Origin of the sequence: Rothia sp. P5764 (assembly GCF_048512965.1) — a bacterium.
GTDB lineage: Bacteria > Actinomycetota > Actinomycetes > Actinomycetales > Micrococcaceae > Rothia.
This window is the reverse complement of sequence record NZ_JBLXXQ010000006.1, coordinates 112,930-130,355: the sequence shown is the minus strand read 5'-3', so window position 1 is coordinate 130,355 and position 17,426 is coordinate 112,930. Positions and strand designations below refer to the sequence as shown.

The window sequence follows — 17,426 nt, the reverse complement described above, 5'->3', positions numbered from 1 at the left end:
ATAAATAATAAAAAGGTCATTACCTCCTATCCAGCAAATAACCATAGGTGCTAACTCATCATGGAAAGAAAATATCTGCCGGAGTTCAGTTTCTACCATACATATTTTCCATTCAATGAGCCTATATACCACAGTAACGGATTCTCGAACTATGAGGAATTTGAAGAATATATAAATAAAATTCCTAGAAAAATATATCAGCAGTGTATTGAGTGGGCTGAAAACTTCGAAAAAGAATTTAAGGAAGATGAAAACGGTCATTTTACATTTTCATCACAAAAAGTTCGGGCAAAAATTGACCGCGAATATATCAGACTAGCGGAGATCCTGGCTGAAGAAGGGCTGGAGTTCAAACTTAGTATATGGTGGTAATAATAAAGTCTTTTAGAGGGGCAAATATATTTGCCCCTCTAAAAGATTTTAACTATCAGGTTTTTCGTGATCCTGAACGTGCCAATCAGCAATTGACCAGGTTGCTCCTGTCTGTTCAGCAATGCACCGGACTGATAGACCTTGGGCAGGGACTTCTGCTGCCTGAAAACCAGCCAGGAGTGGCTGAGGCAACATTGGCGGGCTACTGAAACATAGAGGGGTAGGCCTAGGCGAAAAAATGTAAGCAAGTCCACTGACTTAGGGTGTAAAGGGAAAAAACCTTACCTCTGCTGTGACATAAAGACCCCAAAGCAGCTCTGACAAGCGGCAATAAACGAACAGCGTCATGTCTGCTCGGGGATAGAGCTCAGTCATAGACTTTAGTGTTTATTGACCCTAAGACGGCTGTGAGCCCACACATTGTTTATGTAATTTTTATGTTTGATTAAGTGGTAATTTAGAAGAGGAATCGTGCAAAAAGCACACAAAACCAACCATGGGGCTAGGCCCCGTACCTAAGGAACCATACACATGTGGCAGCAGGTCTATGACCCACTGAACAATCAAGCACTCTCAGCACTCCTAGCATCCGTCCCTATTCTCGCTTTCCTACTGGGACTCACCGTCTTCAAGCTCAAGGGCCTTCACGCGGCCCTGATCTCTCTGGCATCGGCTGTGGCGCTGGCCGTACTAGTTTTCGGTATGCCTTTTGCGGCCTCCATCTCCGCTATCGGTTACGGCTTCCTCTCCGGCATGTGGCCCATCGGCTGGATCGTTCTGATGGCAGTCTGGCTCTACCGCATTACCGTTCGCGCCGGTAACTTCGAAATCATTCGTAGCTCAGTCTCCGCTATCTCTGCTGACCAGCGCATCCAGGTCCTCCTGATCGCTTTCTGCTTTGGGGGCTTCTTAGAAGGCGCCGCCGGATTTGGCATCCCCATCGCTATCTGCGCAGCCCTGCTCGTGACCCTGGGCTTTGACCCCGTCAAGGCATGTCTTGTTGCCTTGCTATCCAATGTAGCTTCCGGTGCCTACGGAGCTATCGGTATTCCGGTTCTGACCGGCTCCACCGTATCCGGTATTCCGCAGGCTGACCTGAACGGCATGATGGTCTGGGTGCTTCAAGTTATTACCATCTTCATTCCCCTCCTGCTGGTGATGGTGCTGGATGGCTTGCGGGGCCTTAAAGAAACCGGTCTGGTAGCCCTGGGTCTTGGCCTGCTTGTTTCTGCAAGTCAGGCTGGTGTTCTGGTGATTCTGGGCCCTGAACTCGTTGACATCATTCCCTACCTGCTGGGCCTTGTCGTCCTGGCGCTGGTCATGATGAAATGGCAACCTGCCCACATCTACCGCGAACCCGGCGCACCGAGCCTTGAAGAACTGGGGAAAAACTCAACCGGGTTTACCTTCTCTGGCATCGTCAAGGCATGGAGCCCCTTCATCATTCTTTCGATGATGATTCTGCTCTGGTCAACCCCGCTCATCAAGGGGCTGGTCAAGGCCAAGACCGCTGATGCTGCAGCTGGCGCACTGAACTTCACCACTATCCCGCTTCAGATGCCTGCCCTCCACGGTCAGATCGCCCAAGTCGCTCCCATCGTGGCCCAAGAAACCCCCATGAAGGCGGTATGGAGCTGGAACCTCCTGGGCGCTTCCGGCACAGCTATCTTGATCGCAGCGCTGATTACTATCGCTCTCTCCAACATCTCCTGGTCTGCGGCCTTTGAAGAGCTCGGTGGAGCCTGGAAGCAGCTCTGGCAGCCCATCCTCTTGATCTGCCTGGTCATGGCCGTTGCAAACGTTATGAATTTTGGCGGCATGTCCTCAGCCCTGGCGCTAGCTCTGGCCGCTGCCGGTTCAATCTTCCCGCTGCTCTCACCCGTCATCGGCTGGATCGGCGTATTTGTTACCGGTTCTGTGGTCAATAACAACACTCTCTTTGCTGGGCTTCAGGCCACCACTGCAACTCAGATTGGTGCCGCACCCAGCCTGCTGGTAGCCGCTAATACTGCCGGTGGCGTAGCAGCCAAGGCTGTCTCACCGCAGTCGATTGCTATTGCGGCCGCATCCGTGAACATGTCCGGTCAAGAGTCAAAGATCACCAACGCAGCCATCAAGTTCTCCCTAGCCTTCTTAGTCATCCTCTGCATCTGGGTTTATGTCCTGTCCCTGGTCATGCCTGCAGCCTAATGAGCATAAGCCCTAGAGCCTAGAGAGCCCGCCCACCGACCAGGAGGGCGGGTTCTTTTCTGCCCGGTAACGGAAGATAGCTTGACCTGGGTGCAGGTACAGGATGCAGGTGCTGGGTGCTATGCGCCGGGCGGCTCTCATGGCAGAACCTCAGCTCACAGAGCCCCTTACCATTGAGTGTGCCGGTCATTTACCCTGCCAAGGGGCCTTAGAAGAGTCGCCCCTCTTCCTGGGCGCTAGGGGCTTCCAGGGACAGGAGGAACTGCTTGCGTTCTAAACCGCCAGCATACCCGGTCAGTTTGCCGTCGGCAGACAGCACTCGGTGACAGGGGATAAAGATAGAAATCGGGTTACGGCTTACCGCCTGGCCGACGGCCTGAGCGGGAGCACCAGGGCCCACGATTTTAGAGATAGCACCGTAGCTAGTGGTGTAGCCGTAGGGGATATCCCTCAGAGCCTGCCAGACCGCCAGCTGAAAGTCAGTGCCATCAGGAGCCAGCGGAAGATCAAAATCAGTGAGGCCCCCCTCCAAGTAGTCAAGGAGCTGGGCCTGCGCCCTGGTGAGCAAGTGGCAATCACTGATCTCAACCTCCTGCCCCAGCTGATCTTCTGCCGGGAAGTGAGCCTGACCCATGAACCAGGCACCGGTAAGGGCCTGACCATCGGAGGCTAGAATCATCAGACCCAGCGGAGTCAGAGTATGGGCATGGTAGGTCATAGAACTATCTTGTCATACTCGTATTCTTAAAAGCTCTGCCCGCCACACAGCATATGTGGCGGGCAGAGGTACTTCCTTCAAAAAAATAAATGGGTTGAGGAATCTGGCGGTTTCTTAGCTCTCTTCTACATCCTCATCTACCCACTCTAGGGTCTTAGAGACGGCTTTCTTCCACAGGCGGTACTGGCGGTCCACTTCTGCCTGGTCCATCTGCGGGGTCCAGCGCTTATCTTCGGCCCAGTTATCAATGACGTCCTGTTCGCCCTCCCAAAAGCCCACCGCAATACCTGCGGCATAGGCCGCACCGAGGGCAGTGGTTTCAATGACCTTTGGGCGAATAACAGGCACACCCAGCAGGTCAGCCTGGAACTGCATGAGGAATTCATTGGCTGTCATACCGCCGTCCACACGCAGTTCTTCCAGCGAAACCTTGGAGCCTGCAGCCTGGGCATCGGCGTTCATAGCGTCCAGGACTTCGCGGGTCTGGAAGGCGGTAGCCTCCAGGGCCGCACGCACAATATGTGCCCGATTGACGTAACGGGTCAAGCCCACAATCACACCACGGGCATCTGAGCGCCAGTGGGGGGCAAAAAGACCGGAGAAAGCAGGCACAACGTAGGCACCGCCGGAGTTCTCAACGCTGGTAGCCAGCTTCTCTGACTCGGCGGCATCATCAATCATCTTGAGGTTATCGCGCAACCACTGGATCAGTGAACCGGAGACCGCTACAGAACCCTCCAAGGCATAGACAGGTGCGGCGTCCCCCAGCTTATAGGCCACAGTGGTCAGCAAGCCATTCTCAGAGATAACAGGCTCGTTGCCAGTGTTCATGAGCATGAAGTTGCCGGTGCCGTACGTATTCTTAGCCATGCCTTTCTCAAAGCAAGCCTGACCAAAGGTGGCCGCCTGCTGGTCACCCAAAATACCGGAGATGGGGGTGCCGTTGAGCAAGCCCTGGGCCCGGCCGTAGCCGTAAATTTCCGAGGATGACTTGATCTCAGGGAGCATGCTCAGGGGGATACCCATATCCGCTGCGATGGATTCGTCCCACTCTAGGGTGCGGATGTTCATGAGCAGGGTGCGTGAAGCATTGGTGACATCGGTGACGTGCACGCCACCATCCACACCGCCCGTTAGGTTCCAGAGAACCCAGGTGTCGGTATTACCAAAAAGCAGGTCTCCTGCCTCAGCCTTTTGGCGGGCACCTTCGACGTTATCAAGGATCCATTTGATCTTGGGGCCGGAGAAGTAGGTGGCCAGATTCAGGCCCACGATGTCGTGGTACTTGCCGGGGCCAGCTTCACCACCGAGTTCATCACAGATTTTCTGGGTGCGGGTGTCCTGCCAGACAATAGCGTTATAGACCGGCTTACCGGTGGTCTTATCCCAGACCACAGCGGTCTCGCGCTGGTTAGTGATGCCTACCGCAGCGATTTCGTGATGGTTGACCTCAGCTTTGCTCATGGCCTCGCCCACGGCTTTGCGGACGTTCTCCCAGATTTCCATGGGGTTGTGCTCTACCCAGCCGGCCTTGGGGAAGATCTGTTCGTGCTCGTGCTGACCGACGCTCTTAATTTCACCCTTCTTGGTGAAAAGAATGGCGCGGGAGCTGGTAGTTCCCTGGTCGATGGAAAGGATGTATTTCTTGCGTTCTGGAAGCTGTGACATAGTCCAACCTTTTCTGTGAGGGTAAACCCCTCTTTGGGCTTACCGGGTGTATAGGGGTGGTTTTAGAGAGCCAGGATGGCGGGGATAATCAGGGCCGCTAGGCTAGCGCCAAGGAGGGGGCCAACAACAGGAACCCAGGAGTAGGCCCAGTCACTAGAGTCCTTAGCCTTGATAGGCATCAGGGCATGGGCTATACGGGGGGCTAAATCACGGGCGGGGTTGATAGCGTAGCCGGTGGGGGTACCCAGGGACAGGCCAATAGCCACAACGATCAGGGCAACAGCCAAAGGCCCCAGACCCGAGGGAGTGCGACCGGAGGCCACTACGAAACCCACCAAGACAAAGGTGCCGACGGCTTCGGTTAGCAGGTTCCAGCCGTAGGAGCGGATGGCAGGTGCGGTGCAGAAAATCCCCCGGGTGGTTCCCGGCTCAGCCTCATCAAAGTGCTTCTTGTAGACCAGGTAAGCACCCCAGGCACCCAGGAAAGCACCAATCATTTGGCCAGCCACATAAACAAGTAGCGCGCTCATGGAGGGAGCGATTCCGGGGGCAAAATCATTACCCGCCACGAGTTGGCCCAGAGTGACCGCCGGGTTCAGGTGGGCCCCAGAAGGCGCCCCAATGTAGACCGCCGCAAAGACAGCAAAACCCCAACCAAAGGCAATAGTCAGCCAGTCTGTGTTCTTGGCCGCCGACTTGGGTAGGGTGACCGCCGCGCAGACTCCAGCGCCCATCAAAATGAGGGTTGCGGTTCCTAAAATCTCCGAAAAGAAGGCGCCTAACAAGGTGGCGTTACCCTCTGCGGTCACCAGGGCGCTGGCCTGGGCAGTAGCCTGGACAGTGGCCTCAGCGCCAGCTACCAGTAATGAGCTCATCATTGACCTCTTTCACGTCATTGTGGTGGGCGCAACCCCGGAGGGCTGCACCCATGATTGGATATAAATAGGTGGTTTAGCTCAAGCCAAAAGCTAGTGAGCTTGTTCAACCGCTTGGCGAGGAGCCACCGGGGTCGCCCCCAGAACTTCTGCGGCTGCCTCAGAATCTGTGGTCAGTTGCTGGGCGGCGGCAATAGCCTGGACCCGCTCACCATAGAGCTTTTTCTCCTGCTGGCAGGTCTGCTCGTCCCAGCCCAGCTCCTGCGCCATAATCTCGATAATTTCATCGGCGGCTGACAGGCCCCGGTCCTTTGCCTCCAGATCCAGGCGGATACGGCGGACCAGGACGTCCTCAAGGTGCAGGGCACCTTCGGCCCGCACCGCCTGGAGCACATCGGCCCGCAGGAACTGGGGGGCTTCAGCCAGGGGAGTGCCCCAGGACGAATCCTGCTCAATGAGGGCAATAATATCTGCTAGCTCAGATCCATAGCGCTCCAGCAGGTGCTCTACGCGGTCGGCACCCCAACCGTTCTTGCCTGCCAAAGCCTCTGACCGGGAGGCAAGAGCCTCATAGCCCTCGGCACCGACCAGCTTAATGTTTTCGGTCACCGATGGCAGGTTCTTGGCACGACGCCCTAGAGCAAAGTCCACCGCATCCTGAGCCATGACCCGGTAGGTGGTCAGCTTACCACCGGCGATCGCGCTCATGCCGGGGGCAATTTCCATGACGGTGTGCTCACGGGAGACCTTGGTAGAAGCGGCCGCCTCGCCCTTCTTGGCAACCGGCTGTAGCAGGGGGCGCAGGCCCGCGTAGGTGCTGATGATGTCGTCCTCGGTCAGCTCATCTGCAATCAGCTTGTTGGCTTGATCTAGCACATAGCGGATATCGGCCTTGGTTGCCACGGGGCGCTCGCGGTCCTCGGTATAGGGGGTGTCGGTGGTGCCGATAATCCAGTAGCGCTGCCAGGGAATGATAAACAGTACAGACTTCTCGGTCTTGGTGAAGATGCCACTACTGGCCTTGATACGCTCACGGGGAACAATAATGTGAACGCCCTTAGAGGCTAGGACTTCCAAGCCCTTGTTTGAGGTGGCCATAGATTCGGTTTCTTCGGTCCACACGCCGGTGGCGTTAATAATGTGGCCTGCACGCACGGTCTTTTCCTGGCCGGTCTCTAGGTCAACAATCTGGGCACCGGTAACACGGCCCGAGGCATCTTTCTCAATGGCAGTTACCTGTGTGCGGGAAGCAGCCAGAGCGCCGTAGCCTGCGGCGGTGCGAACCAGGTCGATTACCAGGCGGGCATCATCAACCCGGGCATCGTAGAACTGGATAGCGCCGCTAAAGGCTGAGTCCTTGATACCGGGGAAAACCCTCTTGGTTCCTTCCTTGCTGAAGTGACGCTGGGCCGGTACAGCGCGGTGGCCACCGGCCCCTAGGAAGGCCATGGTGTCGTACATGCCGATGCCCACAGCCGAGTATGCTCGTTCCACTACCGGCATTTTAAGGGGCCAGAGGAAGGGTTGAGCCTTGACCAGGTGGGGGGCGGTGCGCTCCAGGAGCAGGCCGCGCTCTTTGAGAGCTTCGGCTACCAGCTTGAAGTCTAGGTTGTAGAGGTAGCGCAGGCCACCGTGAACCAGTTTGGAGGACCAGGCGCTGGTTCCAGCAGCCCAGTCGCCAGCTTCGACAATGGCGGTGCGAAGCCCGCGGGTTGCTGCGTCCAGGGCGATACCTGCGCCGGTCACGCCCCCGCCAATGACGAGGATATCGACCCCGGCCTCATCGGTCATGGCGTCGAGAGCCTGGCTACGGGACTGAGCGCTCAGCTGGGATTGGGTGGTGAAGGTGGCTGTCATGAGGTTTTCCTTTGACGATGGTGCCGGTAAAAGTGTCTAAGACCATTTGAGCGCCCACAGTTGCCCAGAAGCCAGCAAGCTGAACAAAATTTCATTTAGAATAAAAAGATGGTGAACAAAAGTGAAAATCTGCTGGTTGAAGCAGCCCAGCTTTACTACGGCGAACAGCAGACCATGGCGGCTATAGCCAGCCACCTCGGGGTGTCCCGGCCCACGGTGTCCCGTCTGCTTAAAGCCGCCCGTGACACCGGGGTGGTGACCATCCACATCAAGGAACAGCCCCACCGGGGGCACCCGCTGGAACGACGCCTAGCGGACCTCTACCGGGTGCGGGTGCAGGTGGTGCGCCCACCCGATCACGCCACCGAACAGGTCAGGATGCGCCGAGTGGCTATCGCTACCGCCCAGCTGGTGGACTCTCTCATGGTTGCGGGCACCACCTTGGGAGTGGCCTGGGGTTCTACCGTCACGGAGGTAGCCCAGTACCTACCCAAACGTCACCTAGAGGGCGTGACCGTTGTCCAGCTCAACGGGGCAGGTAACGCCAGCCACACCGGCATCCCCTATTCCGGCGCCATTTTGGGGCAGGTTTCAGCGGCCTACGGGGCGCAGATGGTTCACTTCCCGGTCCCGGCCTTCTTTGATTTTGCCGACACCAAGGCCGCCATGTGGCGCGAGCGCAGTATTCGCGGCGTGCTGGCCGTTCAACGTAAGGCGGATGTGGCACTTTTTGGGGTGGGCGCCTTTGGCGGGGCCATTCCCTCCCACGTCTACGCCGGCCGTTACTTTGACACCCAGCAATTAGCGGACCTGCGGGCACAGGGGATTGTGGGGGACGTGTGTACCGTGATGGTGCGTCAGGACGGCACCTGGGCCGACCTTGACGTCAACCGGCGGGCAAGCGGCCCGACCCCGGCCGAGCTGGCAAAAATTGGGCGCAGGGTCTGCGCCGCTGCCGGCAAACACCGAGCCGCCGCCCTGCGTGGGGCACTGACCACCGGGGCTATCACCGACCTGGTGGTAGATGTGGAACTTGCGGAGCAACTGCTCTAAGTGCTCAGCAGGGGCTACCGGGGCTTAGACCACGGTGAGCTGAGCCCCGCCGTCCTGGCCGGTTGCCTGGTCGCGCAGGCGCTCGTAGAGGCCCAGATCCAACATGAGGCTCATGAACTTATCAGCCGGCATTTTGCGCACAAAATCCAGCAGCTCGTTGGTGTCGGAGCCGTAGGACCAGAGCATGGTGGCTAGGCCGTTGCGGGCCTTCTTGGAATGGGCGAAGTCGTCCTTGGTGTTAGCGGCGGCGCTCTGGCGCAGGCCCTCGTCCCTGGATGCCTCAGCTACAAAGGTCGTGGCGAAAGCAACCTGGTACTCGTCCGAGAGGCTCAAGCCCTTAAAGTAATCATTGACCAGGTCAATCAAGGCTGACCTAGCTTTTGATTCCCGTTCCTTGATGGTGGCTAGACCGGCCTCGGTCATACCTCGTAGCCCTACCTTGGGGGCTGATGAAAGCCCCAGGTTCTGGTTCTCTTTCATCTTTTCGAGTTTATAGTGGGTGAGCACGATATCGTCGATATCGAGAACGTCGGGGGAGGCCGCGTCCAGGGTGAAGCCGCGCAGACGGCGGGCGAGCAAATCCGCAAAAGCCGATAGCTTCTCGTAGTAGGGGTTCCCGAAATTGAAAATCTGCGAGAAGAAAGCGTAAGACTTCACATACTGTTGCAGGGTAGCCCGGAACTCCAATAGAACCTCAAGTTCAGCGGCGGCGTCAGCACTGCTACCGGGGGATTTGGCATCCTGCTGGGCGTTGAACCAGCGCCGCTTGAAACGGTCTACCGGCACGGCCAACAGAGAGTCATAGGAGGCCTGGCGGGCACCGGGCTTGCACCACTTTAGCCAGAACTGCTCAACATCAGCCGTGGTATAGATTCCGGTGGCCTCTAGTTTATCGATCTGGCTATCGATCAGACTGAGGTCGGATTCAGTCTCAATGGTGGCGTCCTCGTAATAGGTTGCGAAGGCTTCAAGAATCTGTTTGGGGTCATTTACAAAGTCGAGGACATAGGTGTTCTGCTTGCCTTCGGCTCGGCGGTTGAGCCGGGAGAGAGTTTGCACGGCGGTGATGCCGGAGAGCTTTTTGTCCACGTACATGGCAACCAGGAGCGGCTGGTCAAAGCCGGTCTGGTACTTGTTGGCGACCACCAGGATGTTCTGGTCGGGCTGGTTGAAGAAGGCCGCCAGGTCTTGCCCGCGTAGCTCCGGGTTCATGCTGGCCTCGGTTACGGTGGGCACAGGAGCATCATTGTTGAGAGGGCGAATGTCTGGGTCTGGTAGTTCGCCGGAGAAAGCGACCAGGGTTTTGAGCGGTAGCTTTTTCTCTGCAATAGCTTTTTGGAAGGCACGCTGGTACTTGACGGCTGCTACCCGGGAGCTGGTAACAACCATTGCTTTAGCCTTGCCGCCGAGCTCCTTCTGTACTGTGCCCTGGTAGTGTTCCAGAATCACAGCGACCTTAGAGGCCACATTGGTGGGGTGCAGGTCAACAAAGTCAATGAGTGCGCGGGTACCCTTGCGAATATCAATTTCGTCATCGGCCCCGGTGGACTCGTTGCGCTGGGCGATACGCGCGGCCATATCGTAGGTGGTGTAGTTCTGAAGAACATCAAGAATGAAGCCCTCTTCAATGGCCTGCTTCATGGAGTAGAGGTCAAAGGGCACGTGCGCGCCACCGTCAGCCGGGCGGCGGCCAAACACCTCAAGCGTCTTCTCTTTGGGCGTTGCCGTAAAGGCAAAGAAGGAAACCTGTTCACCTGACCCCACCACACGCTGAGCCATGCGGGTCATGGCCTCCTGGTCAGCCTCCGAATCGCCCTCTTCAAACTCAACAGAAACCTCCGTGTTGAGCATTTTCTTAATAGAATCGGTGGCCTCACCTGACTGGGAGGAATGAGCCTCATCCGCAATAACGGCAAAGCGGCGCCCCGCTAGTTGGCTACCTTCCTTGGTCATTTCTTCCATAGCAAAGGGGAAGGTTTGCAGGGTCACACCGATAATAGGGGTGCCGCTGGTCAGCGCTTCCACCAGTTGCTTAGATTTGGATTCCCCATTACCACGTGTAACGGGCATGAAGACACCGGGAATAGTGACCAGCTGGTCAATGGCATCTTGCAGTTGCCTGTCGAGTACCTGCCGGTCGGCAATCACGATGATGGAGTCGAAAACGCGCTCGCCGGTGGCTGAGTGCAGGTTAGAGAGCTGGTGGGCCAGCCAGGCAATGGAGTCAGTTTTGCCGGAGCCTGCCGAGTGCTGAACCAGGTACTTGTTGCCTGCGCCTTCGGCTCGTGCGGCGGCAAGGAGCCTGGTGACGGCTCGCCACTGGTGGTAGCGGGGGAAACGGGTTGAGGCTTTGGTGAGGGTGCGCCCGGTGAGCGGATCTTTGACTTTTTGGTGGTTGGTGTAGATGAACTTGGTGAGGATTGTCAGCCAGGTGTCGCGGTCCAGGATTTCATGCCAGAAGTAGCTGGTGGCCAGGTCGCCTTCTACCGGTGGGTTGCCAGCGCCGCCTTTGTGCCCTCGGTTGAAGGGGAGAAAGACGGTGGATTTTCCGGCCAGACGGGTGGTCATGGCGATTTCGTCTTGGGTGAGGGCGAAGTGGACCAGGGCGCCACGGTGTTCTTGTAAGAGCGGGGAGGTTTTGGGGTCGCGGTCTTCGCGATATTGCCGGGTGGCGTGGGCCAGGGTTTGGGCGTACTCGGACTTGATTTCGATGGTGGCTATGGGCAGCCCGTTAACAAAGAGGACGAGGTCGATACGGCTGAGCTGGTTGTGGGGGTCGTAGCGGACTTCTTCGACAACGCGCAGGATATTGGCCTGGTAGAGCTTGGCGACTTCTGGGTTGCGGTTGTCTTGGGGTGGGGGTGCTAGGAGCTTGAAGTCGCGGCGGGCACCGAGCACGCGGAAGCCTTTGCGGAGGGTGTTGAGGGGGCCACCGCCGTTTTCTTCTGGCAGGCTGAGCTTTTTGGTGAGGGCGGTGATGATGCGTTCCTGCGCGGCGGCTTGGGCGGATGCGGGTTCATCTGGGTTTACCAGGGAGCGGTAGGCTACGGGGTCGCTTATCTCTAGCCAGGTAAAGAGGTCCTGCGGGTAGAGCGCGTTTACGGGGTCGTAGCCGTCTGAGCTGGGGGAGTGCTGCCACCCGTGAGCGGCCAGGTGGGCGCAGATGTCTTGCTGGAGAGGACGTTCGAGGTGGGTGCGGGGCATGGGCTAGGGCTCCTGAACGGATAGATTATAAAAATAGAGACTAATACTCGCATTTACTGCGGGAATGCAAAAAATTGACTTAAGAGATTCTTTTCGGGATTCTGGCTTGCAGATTTTTAGACAGACGTGAGTGCATATTTTGCGTAGAAAACAGTTCAATTCTATTGAAAAATAAAATCCTCTAATATCTTGATATTCGTGGACGAACACCTGAATTAATTTTGCGTACCCAGTTTATTAATTCTTTTGGATTATCCCTCAACCATCCATTAGCAATAGCCCATTCAGCCATACGATTCGGAGGGAGTTCATGCCCATCATCCTTTAATTGAAGCAGTACTCTTATCGTGGAATCTTTATCATAACCAGAAGCTGCAATCGTGTTGTTATGATTAATTGCTGACGTAATATGCTTAAGTCCCTGAATAATTTCTGGCGTTAATTCAGGCTCCTCTTCGTAATAAATCGAAAACCTGTCGCTTTCAGACTCAAATGTATGTATGACTTCTGCATTAACTTCATGTGCCCATGTATCCAATTTATCTGCCCACTGAACAACTGCTAGTGCTGTTATTCCTCTTGCTCCTGTAGAATAGGATAAATTTTTAATGTCTGGATACATGGAAAGAACTGGGCCATTAGCTTGATAAATCGGGTCTTTGACGACAATTTTAAGACCCCGACCTTCATACCTTGACAGTTCTTTTAAAAATTCGTTGTTTCCAAGAATTCTTTTTTGAACTACCCATAAAGTAACTTCTTCATTATCTTTCTTTCGTTCAAGTACCCAATCAAGAGCTGCGTACATACCTTCGTCAGTTTGATCAGCGATAGCACAGGGATAATCTACTGGTCGTTCAAACATATATCAATTCCTTTCCTGTAATTTGAAAATCGTTCTACGATGGTAGTCGTTCCCCATTTTCCTCAATTGAAACTTTCATCAATCTATTAACATTAGCAATCAATGCATCGTCTGCAATATATTTTACACCGGTTTCACCGTCAATTGAAACGTGATTGTTAAGAACTTCAATTTCAGGATAGAACTCCTTGAGAACTTCTTCTCGATTATTGTATCCAAAATGGCTATCAAAATTCCCAGAGACATCAACTGAATGCCCTACATTTAATTGTTTTTGTGAGACAACTTTTACTGCTTTATTTGCGTAAATATATTTGGATTTGATAATTTTGCTAACAGCATTGGCTTTAATATCTCCGCCTATAAAATGTTTTATAGTTTTGGCAATATCTTGAAATGTTGTAAATTCGTTGTAGTTCAGAGTTTCAAGGATCAAGGAGACAAATTCTCGGTTTGAAATTTGTTTTATTTCTTGTTGTTCAACCTTTGAAAAAGTTTCAATTTTGGTTTTCGCTGCGTGTATAAGAGGTTGTTCTATTTGTAGATGGGGAACTTCTTCGTCGATTATTGTGCCAGGGTAATCAGAATTTCCAATCGAGTGCACCCTAGTTTCCAGATCCGGAAAAAACAGTTTAATGTTTTTATGTAATGAGTTAACTAAATTTTTTTGTGAAAAATGATGTTTAAAAAGACATGGTAGTGGAACTGACTCTTTTGCAACGATATCCATAAATGTGCCATTTACTGAACTTTGAGTAGACCATTTATTATAGATATTGCGTAATGTTTGAGCAGGAATAACTAATGAAAAAGTATCATGCGGCCCGTTATGCCCAGCAATTTTACACTTTGTATCACAGGTTAAGTGCGGGTTATTTTTTTCTGTGTAAAAAATATAGAAAGGTTCAAAACCATGTTTCCTACTATACTTTAATAAAGTGTTATATTGATGAAACCCTGAATTCTTTTTATATATATAAAAAATTTTATCCCATGCAGCTTTGTCCATATTTTTGTTAAGTGCTATCGATTTAGCTTGAAAGTTGAATGTTATTTTTTGCTTACCATCTTTAAAAGATAGTAGGAAATCACTTCCTGAATACCTGCTTTCTTGTTTTTTATTAAAAGAAGCAATCCTTCCGCTAATTTTAAGTGGAGATTTGTATCCATTTTGACATTTTTTTAAATGTGTTCCACACTGTGTGCAAAATCCATCAATTCCATACTCGTCTCCATAAATCGAAGCTAATAATGCGGATGTTGTGCTTTCTTCGCCCCAGTGAAATTTTCCAGTGTAAGTAAGGTGATGGATGTTTTGAGTACTGATATTCAACCTTTGTAGCGGGATATTTAAGGGATTATTTATTATTTTCTTAGGGGTGTTTATATTATTTTTCAAGATTTATATTCTTCCTGGATTGGAGTTTGAGGATTGAAATCAATTTAAGAGCGAAATAATTTTTGATTGTTTTAATTCAAGTAAAATTGAAATAAGGTTTTTCATTTCGGCTATTAGGATTGAATTTCTGTGGTTGAGGATGAAAAGTTCGTTTGCGAACTCTGTTTGTTGACCCACTTCGATATTTGGAATTTGAATTAGATTTAATTTCTCTGCCGTTAAATGAGGAATTGTGGATTGATTTGTCAGCTTCTCAAGCTCGCCAGATAGCAACTGTGCCCGGATGCAAAAATCAATAAAATGTGCATCAGCTAAGTCATTATTCACACGTACTCGGTTAATGGAGTTCTGGAAACCCCAACCTGGTAAATCTTCTTCCAGTACAGCACTGCGGCCAAAGCCAGCTCCTCCCTCGACAACCAGAACATCGCCCTTTTTTAAATCCAAGTAAGATAACTCGTCAGAAGAAAACCACATCTTCTTTTGATCCGACTGATAGGTGAAAACACCGCCAGGCTGGATATTGGCTGCTCTGATATATGGCGCTACCTCCATGCCACCTTTATCTGAAGGTGTAATCATTTTGCCTAATGTAATGTCAGCAAATCGCTTTAATGGAACTGTTTCAATGCCTTCAGGATACGTTAGACTACGAATCTCAGCATTAAATTTTTCGGTAGTCAGATTGAGCAGGCACTGCTGGTCTGAAATGAGTTCATCAATTTCTGTTAGCTCACGGTCAAGTTCATCAGCAATTCTCTTTTGTTCATCTAAAGAAGGCAAAGGAAACTTTAGATTTTTCACATATTCTTCAGCTACTCGTTTTAGACCACCGGCACCAGTCATTGAAGAAATCGCTGGATTCATAAAATCTGGCGTCTGAAGTAAATATGCCAAGTACCTCTGATCTACACCAGGCTTTGGGCGAAGAACAGTCAGCTCAGTTGTAGCAAAACTAGGGCCAGGTAGATCCCTGCCAAGGATTCCCTTACCATTCTCAAAGCAGGGTGTTACTTTTGCATACGCGACATCTGTGGGTTCTAAATAGCTATACCCGTTGAGCAGCTCAGAAATCGGTCTGGACTCTACGCTGCTTGAGAGCTTGCCAAATGATTCGATCTTATCCATCGGGTAAATCGGAAATTTATCATTTGAACTTCTGACATTTGCGGGAACTGGTGGATTGAAGTCCGCAAGATATTTAAGTTTGACAAGCCGTGCGTTCACTACGCCTGCACCTCTTCCAGCCTCTTCTTAATGCGGCCCAGCGCCTCGTTGAGGTCCCGGTCAATCTCCTCCAGGGAGCGGGGCGGCACGTACTCGTAGAAGTGGCGGGTAAAAGGAATCTCAGCGCCCTCCTTAGTCTTAGACTCATCAATCCAAGCATCCGGCACAAAAGGCTTGACTTCACGTTCCAGGTACTCGTGAATATCCTCGCCCCAGGGCACATTCTCAGTATCACGCAGGGCAGTATCAGCCACCGGCTTCTTAGCCTTCATCACCACCTCGGCGGTTTCATCGCGCTCAGCTAACTCATCCACCAACTTAGCCAAAGCCGCAGGCTTCACCAAGGCACCGGCGTCCGCAAACACCTGCAAGAGCTCAGCCTTCACCCCTGCCATATCACCGCCAACGGCACCCGCTGTGCTCTCAACCAAAGAAGCAAGAGAAACCCGCACAGCGGCGTCCTCACCCTCAGCCAACTTGAGCTTGCCAAACTCCTTAGAAGCCAACAAACGCTCCACCCGCTCAGCAGTAAAACCCCAATTCAAGCGCAGAGGGCGCTCCACCGTAATCGTGCGGTACATAAACTCCTCACGGTCAAACACCTTAGAACGCTTATCATCCGCAGCATCAAAAGCGGCAAAGAGCCGGGTAATCTCCGCAATATGCTCAGCCGACAGGCGCTTACGCTTAGAACCCACCGACTTACGCATCTTCTCAAACATATCCGTGGCATCAATCAGCTGAATCTTGCCCTTACGCTCAGCCTTCTTCTGCTTATTCAAAACCCAAATGTAGGTGCTGATACCGGTGTTATAGAACATGTCAGTTGGCAGGCCAATAATGGCCTCCAAATAGTCATGGTCCAGCACCCACTTACGGATATTGCTCTCACCCGAGCCAGCCCCACCCGTAAACAGAGGCGAACCATTCAGAACAATCGCGGCGCGGCCACCCACCTGGGGCACACCGTCACTGCCCCAGCCCGGCTCACGTAACTTAGCAATCAGGTGCTGTAGAAAGAGCAGAGAACCGTCAGAAACGCGGGGCAGGCCAGCACCAAAGCGGCCGTGGAAGCCCATGCTCTTATGCTCGTCCTCCACAAAAGCCTTAGCGGTCTTCCAATCCACACCGAAAGGTGGGTTGGACAGCCCAAAGTGGAAGGTGCGCCCCTCAAAGGCCGGGGCAGTGAGAGTATTACCCAGGACGATGCTATCCACCTCCTGGCCCTTAACCACCATGTCCGCCTTACAAATTGCGTAGGACTCGGGGTTGAGTTCCTGGCCCAGCAGAATCACATCGGCGTTGGGGTTAATGGCCTTAATCTTTTCCTCCGCTACCGAGAGCATACCGCCGGTACCTGCTGTGGGGTCATAGACCTCACGCACAATATAGTCGGTGCGCAGGTCCTCATCATCAGCCAAGAGCAGGGTCACCATCAGCTCAATGACCTCACGCGGGGTGAAGTGCTCACCGGCAGTCTCATTAGAGGCCTCCGCGAACTTGCGAATCAGCTCCTCAAAGATATTGCCCATCTGCTCATTGCTGACCCTATCCGGGTGCAAATCAACCCTGGCAAAGTGCTGCATGACCTGAAAGAGCAGGTCATGCGATTCAAGCTCGGCAACCGTATCCTCAAACTTGTACTTCTCGAAGATATCGCGCACATTCGCGGAGAACCTGTTGATATAGTCGCGCAGGTTAATGGCCAGGGTATCGGGGTCGTTCGTGATGGTTTTCAGGTTGTGGCGCGACAGGTTATAGAAACTGTAGTGGTGCTCCGCCTGGGAAGCGAGCATGGCCAACGGGACATCGTCCAGCTGGTAGCCCTCGGCTGCTTTCACAACGGCCTCTTTGGTCGGGGCTAGGGTGGCATCCAGGCGGAAGAGCACGGTAAAGGGCAGAATGATCTGGCCATACTGGTGTTGCTTATAGGTGCCGCGCAAGACATCGGCTACGTTCCAAATAAACTGAGAATGATTCAAAGACGACACACGCTAC

The 17,426-nt window shown here is 53.1% G+C and carries 12 protein-coding genes; 3 read left to right on the top strand and 9 right to left on the bottom strand.

Annotated elements, in window-relative coordinates; translation table 11 throughout:
- Window positions 1-60 precede the first annotated feature (60 nt).
- Both ACN08Y_RS09280 and ACN08Y_RS09275 read left to right on the top strand, forming a co-directional pair.
- A complete protein-coding gene (locus tag ACN08Y_RS09280) occupies window positions 61-372 on the top strand; it encodes a hypothetical protein (protein WP_419112496.1) in 312 nt (103 codons plus the stop codon).
- Window positions 373-903: 531 nt separating this feature from the next.
- A complete protein-coding gene (locus tag ACN08Y_RS09275; protein ID WP_419112495.1) occupies window positions 904-2,562 on the top strand; it encodes an L-lactate permease in 1,659 nt (552 codons plus the stop codon).
- A gap of 208 nt (window positions 2,563-2,770) precedes the next feature.
- Here ACN08Y_RS09275 and ACN08Y_RS09270 read toward each other — a convergent pair whose 3' ends face one another.
- The 4 genes from ACN08Y_RS09270 to ACN08Y_RS09255 form a co-directional block, all read right to left on the bottom strand.
- Window positions 2,771-3,280: a methylated-DNA--[protein]-cysteine S-methyltransferase gene (locus tag ACN08Y_RS09270; RefSeq protein ID WP_419100020.1), complete on the bottom strand. Its 510-nt coding sequence runs from the start codon at window positions 3,278-3,280 to the stop codon at window positions 2,771-2,773.
- 114 nt (window positions 3,281-3,394) lie between these two features.
- Window positions 3,395-4,948, bottom strand: a complete 1,554-nt coding sequence (gene glpK / locus ACN08Y_RS09265) for a glycerol kinase GlpK (protein ID WP_419105471.1) — start codon at window positions 4,946-4,948, stop codon at window positions 3,395-3,397.
- 62 nt (window positions 4,949-5,010) lie between these two features.
- Window positions 5,011-5,823, bottom strand: a complete 813-nt coding sequence (locus ACN08Y_RS09260; protein WP_419100118.1) for an MIP/aquaporin family protein — start codon at window positions 5,821-5,823, stop codon at window positions 5,011-5,013.
- Between the two features lie 93 nt (window positions 5,824-5,916).
- Entirely contained in the window at window positions 5,917-7,680 is a 1,764-nt protein-coding gene (locus ACN08Y_RS09255; protein ID WP_419112494.1) for an FAD-dependent oxidoreductase, read from the bottom strand.
- Between the two features lie 108 nt (window positions 7,681-7,788).
- Here ACN08Y_RS09255 and ACN08Y_RS09250 point away from each other — a divergent pair, with 108 nt between their 5' ends.
- On the top strand, window positions 7,789-8,733 hold the full coding sequence (locus ACN08Y_RS09250; RefSeq protein WP_419110671.1) for a sugar-binding transcriptional regulator: 945 nt from the start codon (window positions 7,789-7,791) through the stop codon (window positions 8,731-8,733).
- Between the two features lie 24 nt (window positions 8,734-8,757).
- Here ACN08Y_RS09250 and ACN08Y_RS09245 read toward each other — a convergent pair whose 3' ends face one another.
- From ACN08Y_RS09245 to ACN08Y_RS09225, 5 genes are all read right to left on the bottom strand, one after another.
- On the bottom strand, window positions 8,758-11,937 hold the full coding sequence (locus tag ACN08Y_RS09245; protein ID WP_419112493.1) for a type I restriction endonuclease subunit R: 3,180 nt from the start codon (window positions 11,935-11,937) through the stop codon (window positions 8,758-8,760).
- A 181-nt stretch (window positions 11,938-12,118) separates the two neighbouring features.
- Window positions 12,119-12,802, bottom strand: coding sequence for a hypothetical protein (locus tag ACN08Y_RS09240; protein ID WP_419112492.1), 684 nt, complete (start codon window positions 12,800-12,802; stop codon window positions 12,119-12,121).
- Between the two features lie 34 nt (window positions 12,803-12,836).
- Entirely contained in the window at window positions 12,837-14,201 is a 1,365-nt protein-coding gene (locus tag ACN08Y_RS09235; protein WP_419112491.1) for a hypothetical protein, read from the bottom strand.
- Between the two features lie 39 nt (window positions 14,202-14,240).
- Window positions 14,241-15,428 (bottom strand): restriction endonuclease subunit S, encoded by a 1,188-nt coding sequence (locus ACN08Y_RS09230; RefSeq protein ID WP_419112490.1) that lies wholly within the window; start codon window positions 15,426-15,428, stop codon window positions 14,241-14,243.
- Window positions 15,428-17,419 carry a type I restriction-modification system subunit M gene (locus ACN08Y_RS09225; RefSeq protein WP_419112489.1) on the bottom strand — a complete coding sequence of 664 codons (1,992 nt, stop codon included), beginning with the start codon at window positions 17,417-17,419 and terminating at the stop codon, window positions 15,428-15,430. The genes ACN08Y_RS09230 and ACN08Y_RS09225 overlap by 1 nt, the downstream gene beginning before the upstream one ends.
- Between the last annotated feature and the right edge of the window lie 7 nt (window positions 17,420-17,426).

Coding starts and splice junctions, on each gene's coding strand:
- ACN08Y_RS09280 (WP_419112496.1), top strand. CDS start 61: ATGGAAAGAAAATATCTGCCGGAGTTCAGTTTCTACCATACATATTTT.
- ACN08Y_RS09250 (WP_419110671.1), top strand. CDS start 7,789: ATGGTGAACAAAAGTGAAAATCTGCTGGTTGAAGCAGCCCAGCTTTAC.
- ACN08Y_RS09260 (WP_419100118.1), bottom strand. CDS start 5,823: ATGAGCTCATTACTGGTAGCTGGCGCTGAGGCCACTGTCCAGGCTACT.
- ACN08Y_RS09245 (WP_419112493.1), bottom strand. CDS start 11,937: ATGCCCCGCACCCACCTCGAACGTCCTCTCCAGCAAGACATCTGCGCC.
- ACN08Y_RS09255 (WP_419112494.1), bottom strand. CDS start 7,680: ATGACAGCCACCTTCACCACCCAATCCCAGCTGAGCGCTCAGTCCCGT.
- glpK (WP_419105471.1), bottom strand. CDS start 4,948: ATGTCACAGCTTCCAGAACGCAAGAAATACATCCTTTCCATCGACCAG.
- ACN08Y_RS09270 (WP_419100020.1), bottom strand. CDS start 3,280: ATGACCTACCATGCCCATACTCTGACTCCGCTGGGTCTGATGATTCTA.
- ACN08Y_RS09240 (WP_419112492.1), bottom strand. CDS start 12,802: ATGTTTGAACGACCAGTAGATTATCCCTGTGCTATCGCTGATCAAACT.
- ACN08Y_RS09275 (WP_419112495.1), top strand. CDS start 904: ATGTGGCAGCAGGTCTATGACCCACTGAACAATCAAGCACTCTCAGCA.